The organism is Microbulbifer sp. SE14 (genome assembly GCF_059834885.1).
In genome coordinates, this window is record NZ_JCBAJA010000060.1 from 1 (window position 1) to 6,272 (window position 6,272).

At 47.7% G+C, this 6,272-nt stretch carries 6 protein-coding genes; 1 reads left to right on the plus strand and 5 read right to left on the minus strand.

What is annotated here, in order from left to right:
- Positions 1-327 precede the first annotated feature (327 nt).
- Positions 328-1,284, plus strand: coding sequence for an IS30 family transposase (locus AC6R19_RS22525; RefSeq protein ID WP_500582118.1), 957 nt, complete (start codon positions 328-330; stop codon positions 1,282-1,284).
- A 25-nt stretch (positions 1,285-1,309) separates the two neighbouring features.
- Here AC6R19_RS22525 and AC6R19_RS22530 read toward each other — a convergent pair whose 3' ends face one another.
- From AC6R19_RS22530 to AC6R19_RS22550, 5 genes are all read right to left on the minus strand, one after another.
- On the minus strand, positions 1,310-1,744 hold the full coding sequence (locus AC6R19_RS22530) for a hypothetical protein (protein WP_500582119.1): 435 nt from the start codon (positions 1,742-1,744) through the stop codon (positions 1,310-1,312).
- Between the two features lie 637 nt (positions 1,745-2,381).
- The gene (locus AC6R19_RS22535; RefSeq protein WP_500582120.1) at positions 2,382-2,777 is read right to left on the minus strand and encodes a hypothetical protein; all 396 of its coding nucleotides are present in this window, start codon (positions 2,775-2,777) and stop codon (positions 2,382-2,384) included.
- A gap of 980 nt (positions 2,778-3,757) precedes the next feature.
- Positions 3,758-4,066 (minus strand): hypothetical protein, encoded by a 309-nt coding sequence (locus AC6R19_RS22540; RefSeq protein ID WP_500582121.1) that lies wholly within the window; start codon positions 4,064-4,066, stop codon positions 3,758-3,760.
- A 960-nt stretch (positions 4,067-5,026) separates the two neighbouring features.
- Positions 5,027-5,482 (minus strand): hypothetical protein, encoded by a 456-nt coding sequence (locus AC6R19_RS22545; RefSeq protein WP_500582122.1) that lies wholly within the window; start codon positions 5,480-5,482, stop codon positions 5,027-5,029.
- A 124-nt stretch (positions 5,483-5,606) separates the two neighbouring features.
- Entirely contained in the window at positions 5,607-6,149 is a 543-nt protein-coding gene (locus AC6R19_RS22550) for a hypothetical protein (protein WP_500582123.1), read from the minus strand.
- Positions 6,150-6,272 lie beyond the last annotated feature (123 nt).

Sequence of the window (6,272 nt, forward strand, 5' to 3'; positions counted from 1 at the left end):
ACAGCGCGTTGCGGCCGCATAAGCACAACGACGGGTTGCCGCCCAATGTGGCAGAGCAGGCCTACTGGAAAACTCAAAAGACGGTGGCCTAAATCACTTGACCACTACAAATAGAGGCTACAGCCATAGTACTGAGTTTGTTCATGTTGCCCAATAACGTTGCCAGTTGGAGCGCTTTTAGCGCGAAGCGCGTTGCGTAAACCGTCCCTCAGCCTGGCCTTGTTATACCACCCGAATTCATATACTAAGTGCGACACATTTTGAAATAAGAGAGGCAAGCTGTAGTATCAGCCTTTTTCCACTCCCGCCAAGAAGTTGAAAAAGTCTATGGAATACCAACAGCTTACCTCAGACGAAAGGGTAGTCCTTTCCACCCTAAAATTACAAGGCCTTTCTATGCGAAAGATCGCCGAAAAAATGGGCCGGCACCACAGCACATTGTATCGCGAGCTGGAGCGCAACCGCTGCTACCATATCGACGGTGCATACCGGCCCAGTAAGGCCCAACGTCGAACGGTAGCCAGAAGAAGGCGCTCTCGGCGCAATAAGCACTACTCTGATTCCGATTTCAAGGTGGTCCGACAGCTTCTTAGAAAGAAGTTCAGCCCTGAGCAAATCACCGGTCACCTTCGCCGTTTGAAGCAACCCTGCTTCTCACATGAAACCATCTATCTGTACATATGGCGCGACAAGGCTAATGGCGGCAACTTGTGGACGCACCTTCGTCAGTCACCAAAGATCCGCCGAAAGCGCTATAAAGCCTATGACAGTAGGGGGCGACTAGCCGATAAACGACACATTACAGAGCGACCCAAAACAGTAGAAACCAGACGCTACAAGGGTCACTGGGAAATCGATACTGTTATGGGCAAAGGGTCGACCGACTGCATTGTCACACTGGTTGAACGAAAAACTGGATTTATAATGATCGGCAAGCTTAAAGATCGATCCACCCGTTCGTTGAACAAGAAGACAAAACGGTTGATCAGCCGAGAACCCTTGGCCTTCAAAACGATTACGGCTGACAACGGAACCGAGTTTCATCAGTACAAAGCTATTGAGGCTCATTCTTCCGTTAAGTTTTACTTCGCCAATCCCTACCACTCATGGGAGCGAGGGAGCAATGAAAATGCCAATGGTTTGATCCGTCAATACATCCCAAAGGGCGATTCAATGGAGAATCTAACCCAGCAGCAGTGCGACCGCATAGCTGATGAACTTAACTCCAGGCCGAGAAAACGACACCAGTATCGAACACCTGCGGAGCTATTTTATGCGCAATAATTTTTGTCGCGGTTCAAAGTTGACACTAAGTGGATATGTCGTTAGCTACGAGCTCTTCGCCTGAGAAATGCATGCCGACATACAGCCACTTATATTCCGGGAAACTTTCAAAGCATATTTCCCACTCTTTATGATCAGCAGAATTCACTGACAGTGCTGATACTTTAAATATTTTTTTAGCTGAATCAGATGTACTGATTGTGTCATAGCTATGGGCTATGTACTCAAGATCTGACTGGCACTTTTGCCAAAATTTTTCTAATTGATTTAACGTACTTACTACAAAGTCGATAGCTGATTCGGAAGGGCCGCCATTATCTCCAGGAACTGAGTGAAAAATTTCACCCTCATCAGTTTCCCATGTATTGGTCCGTTTATCGAAAACCATTGACCCGAGTTTGACGTTCTGAACACGCAATGGCTCTTCTTTTTCGAATAATTTTTTTATTGCTTTGAACATGGCCCTACTGCCACCTAACGTTGCGCTCTGGGGCAGTTTACTTTATGCACCTTTGTGTGAGAATGTGAGCGTAGCGAGCCGCACAAAGGTGCATAAAGTAAACTGTCCCTCAGCAGCGCCTGGTTAGGCACGCCGTAGCCTCCGATGTACCAGAACACCTATGAAACCTAAACCACCTCCAACTAATGAACTCTGCAAAAGACCAGTGGGCATTACCATAAAAACTAGCGCGGCCTCTTGCAAAGGACCACTTTTTAAGACCCAACTCGACGTTTGGGCCAGAATATAAAAGGAAAAACCAAAGCTGCCAATGAATGCTCCTGCAAAGATGAGCGAGTACTCAACTGATCTTTTGTATGCGATAGATAGTAGAACCACTGATACTAAAGGTGCCCATACACACCACAAGATGAGGAGGAGCTTCCCTACCACCCCAGTAGAATCTCCTGAAGAGGAAATTGCGCCCATAACCACAAGCAAAGCAAGCAATCCGAGAGCTGTACCAAACACTAAATACTTTGTCATTGTGGTTGCCTAACGCCGCCAGCAGCGGCGGCCGTAACGTATTTAGCGCGAAGCGCGTTGTGTAGGCCGTCCGGCGGAGGCGCGCAGCGCCGGAGCGTACTGCCTGGCCTGGTTATATGCCCCACTGCACTTCTTCAATGTGGCCACACAAGCTGTATAATATCTCACCACTTTCATCCATTCTTGGCTTAGGTGTGTACGTTAAAGCTAGCTTACTACCGGAAAATATTTCAGATGTACCAAAAAGTTCAAAAATTTCTACCTTTGGATCATCATCCGTAAAACTAGCAAATGGTATTTGACTTTCACCCTTAATGTACGCTCCGCCAGAAAGCTCCCAGCCTTGATGTTCTTTAGGCGCGATCACTCGCAAGATAATCGGATTTTCTTTAGTTGGTACTTTATTCTGCCCGAGTATCTCGATTCTTGTAGGTATGTGAAGATGATCACAAGCAATCGTTGTGCTAGAAATCAGTAGAAAAACTGACATCAATACTTGTTTTGGCAATGCTCAGATCCTCGAAGGCATATAACGCCGAGTTCAGGGGCAGGCTGCAATATGTGCCTTTTGCGCAAAAATGGGAGCGCAGCGACCTGCGCAAAAGGTGCATATTGTAGCCTGTCCCCTGCAACGAATGGTTAGTGGCGGCGCACTCCGCACCTGCTATTGGCACTTCGCCCGGAGCGCAGCGGAGGGCCACCGCCCGATAAATACGGGAAAGAATACCAAACTTCCCGCACCGATAAACTTTCTTACTGGCAACCCACAATACTGGTTTGTGATTGCCAATTTCTGCGGCCTTAAACGAAGGCACCAGGAACGAAGCCGAGTAACCACAAGCTGGCACTTACTTTTATACCGAATTGCCAGCTACTTGCACCGCGCTTTACCCAACCTACCTTGTTCAATTTTTGTTGGTACGCCAAACTAACGCCCGCAGCACGGGCAAAATTGGAGCGCAGCGGAAATTTTGTCCCTGTGCCTGCGCTCGTTAAATTCAGTCGTGGCACACCCGGTGGACGACCATTCCAAGTTCTACATTTGCCCAGCATCCACAAGGATTGTTGGAGCTGGAGCATTGCCCTTTTGCCATGAGTTGATCCCATTTTTTTTCGTAAACGCGACATTCCCCTTGGCATTGGGAGCTGCTAATGCAGCTTTTCCCCGCATCTTCGTATTGGATGATGCACATTTCGTGGCCACTCAGACAAACTGGGCTAAGCTCACCTCCGAGCTCACCACACTGTAGTTCGCCTTGAACCTCCCTCAGCTCAGTTAATATCTTTGCCTTTTCTACGCTTTGCCGCCATTGGTTCAGTGCAAAGAGCATGAGGAGAACAATAAAAATTGCTGCAATAGGTCGAATCATGTATCGAATTTAACGCCGCAATCAGACGCGGCTAAATTTGTGTATTTTTTGTGCGAAATTGGGAGCGCAGCGACCGCACAAAAAGTGCACAAATTTAGCCGTCGGCTGCATTGCCTGGTTAAGTGCCAACCACCTCAACTACTTTGGCATAGCCCATTATTTTGTTGGCCTCACATACATGCCAAGCAAAGCCAGGAACAAATAGCTCTATATCTTGAGACGCAACGATGAATCTACCATCTGCTTTGCAGGATTGACCAGGTTCAAGCCATTCGCGATCTATAAAATTTAGCTGACCAATGAAAGTGTAATCTCTTCCGGGAATCCAGTGATTTGGTCGAATCCCAGATTTATAGCCAGCCCGCCCCTTCATGCAATTCTCATGAAGCCCTATTTCCACGATTAAATGAATGTTTTCTGCTTCCATGCTCCTATATTTCCTTGCACTTAACGCTGCGCACAACGGCGCCCTTGGAATGGAGGCGCAGCCGCAATGCAAAGGGCGTCCGGCGGCCCCCGGGCCGCGAATTGATGCGCCTGGTTAGATGCCGTTTACCCGGCACTTTGTTGTGACACCCAAGCCTGAATGCCTACTCCCGATACGTTGCACTAGCGCGACCGATAGCGCCAGGAACCAGAACACCCTATGCGCAGATGTTGCACGAAATTTACGCCGGATTGCGCCGCGACCTGAACACCGAGCTACCCGCCAAAACCGATGACTGACTGGCGACTGTGTTTTGCCTGAAAACTACTGCCAAGCCGCGCCCGAACACCAAGCCCAAAAGCGACGAAGCCTGGGCATTTAACGCCGAGTTCAGGGGCAGGCTGCAATATGTGCCTTTTGCGCAAAAATGGGAGCGCAGCGACCTGCGCAAAAGGTGCATATTGTAGCCTGTCCCCTGCAACGAATGGTTAGTGGCGGCGCACTCCGCACCTGCTATTGGCACTTCGCCCGGAGCGCAGCGGAGGGCCACCGCCCGATAAATACGGGAAAGAATACCAAACTTCCCGCACCGATAAACTTTCTTACTGGCAACCCACAATACTGGTTTGTGATTGCCAATTTCTGCGGCCTTAAACGAAGGCACCAGGAACGAAGCCGAGTAACCACAAGCTGGCACTTACTTTTATACCGAATTGCCAGCTACTTGCACCGCGCTTTACCCAACCTACCTTGTTCAATTTTTGTTGGTACGCCAAACTAACGCTGAGTTCATGGGCGTGCTGCAATATGTGCCTTTTGCGCGATAATGGGAGCGCAGCGACCCGCGCGAAAGGTGCATATTGTAGCACGTCCCCTGCAACGAATTGTTAACTGCGGCGTGGCACAAGCCGCTGGTCGGCACCCATACCTCAGAGCTAATTGGTAATAGACGAATTTTTGCTACTCCTTACTCAGCTCTTCTTCAAACAACTTTATATAGGTTTCTTCCGCTGGCCGAATAAGGTCACATGAAACCGTTACTAAACTGCTAGAATTACTTTCTTTGGAGGCCAAAACCAAGTATTCAACGCCGACAGAAAAATCATAGTGGCAGCCACAGCCGAACCTGCCTTCTACGTTTACATCTTCACGAACTTTACCTTTTAGGAACTTTCTGGCCTCAAATCTCGTTGAAAGTTTAACAACTGCCTCTTCTTCCCCTTTGGAATGAATTGTTGTTTTCAGGGTTGATAATGCTTCTCCGACGAAAATGTACTCAGCCCTATTTATCTTCGCTTGAAATCTGCTTGTTTCAGACTCTCTAGCGACTTCTGACTCAACGAACTCATTCCAACAGCTTGTTCCATAGCTGCTTGATGAAGCTAGTGCAAAGATGAAAGTAAGTACGTTTTTCATTCGACAGTTAACGCCGCGCTCAGCCGCGGCTAACTTTGGGCGCTTTATGCGCGAAAATAGGAGCGTAGCGACCGCGCATAAAGTGCACAAAGTTAGACGTCGGTCTGCAGCGCATCGTTATACGTCAGAACCTGAACCCCGCGTTGAGGTTAAATAACAGGACACGAGCCACGGTCTCACCAGGACTGCCAACAAATTGGAATTTTATTTCAGGGCCAACAGTAAATGTATCTCTAAATACCAGCCCACCTTTAAAAGATGCCTCAGCCATAGACCTAATTTTACTTCGATCAATGCTAAATTCAGCTGCCCCAACCCCAGTAGTACAACCTAAATATGCGTTTAGGTCTTCATCAATAGTGAATTCTCGTATAAAACGAACCCCGGACGATACTGATTTATAATTGTTGTTATTCTCACCTTGAGCATCTCTTTCTGACTCAAGCAAAGTAAAATCGACGTAATATAGTTTGGAGTGAGGCACCCAACGCACGCCTTTAGCTGTTCCAGAATCCAGGCTCAATCTCGAATATGGGCTGCCGTTCATCTCACTTTCATCTGTATCAGCTTTAGCGGTGGCCGATGGAGCGTATGAAACAACCAACTCATTCGCAGAAGAGATGTCAGCAATGAATAAAATTAAAGGTATAAGATAAATTACTTTCACTATTTTTCCGTATAACGAGGCTGTAGAAAAACTGTTTCAGGGAATTAGCTCTTCTAGCCATACTTTTGTCGTTCATAGGGGCTGATTTAAACACAGCCCATTTACATAGTCATTCAATTCGGA

Excerpts from the sequence above, each read along its gene's own strand:
- AC6R19_RS22525 (WP_500582118.1), top strand. The coding sequence starts at position 328 with ATGGAATACCAACAGCTTACCTCAGACGAAAGGGTAGTCCTTTCCACC.
- AC6R19_RS22530 (WP_500582119.1), bottom strand. The coding sequence starts at position 1,744 with ATGTTCAAAGCAATAAAAAAATTATTCGAAAAAGAAGAGCCATTGCGT.
- AC6R19_RS22540 (WP_500582121.1), bottom strand. The coding sequence starts at position 4,066 with ATGGAAGCAGAAAACATTCATTTAATCGTGGAAATAGGGCTTCATGAG.
- AC6R19_RS22545 (WP_500582122.1), bottom strand. The coding sequence starts at position 5,482 with ATGAAAAACGTACTTACTTTCATCTTTGCACTAGCTTCATCAAGCAGC.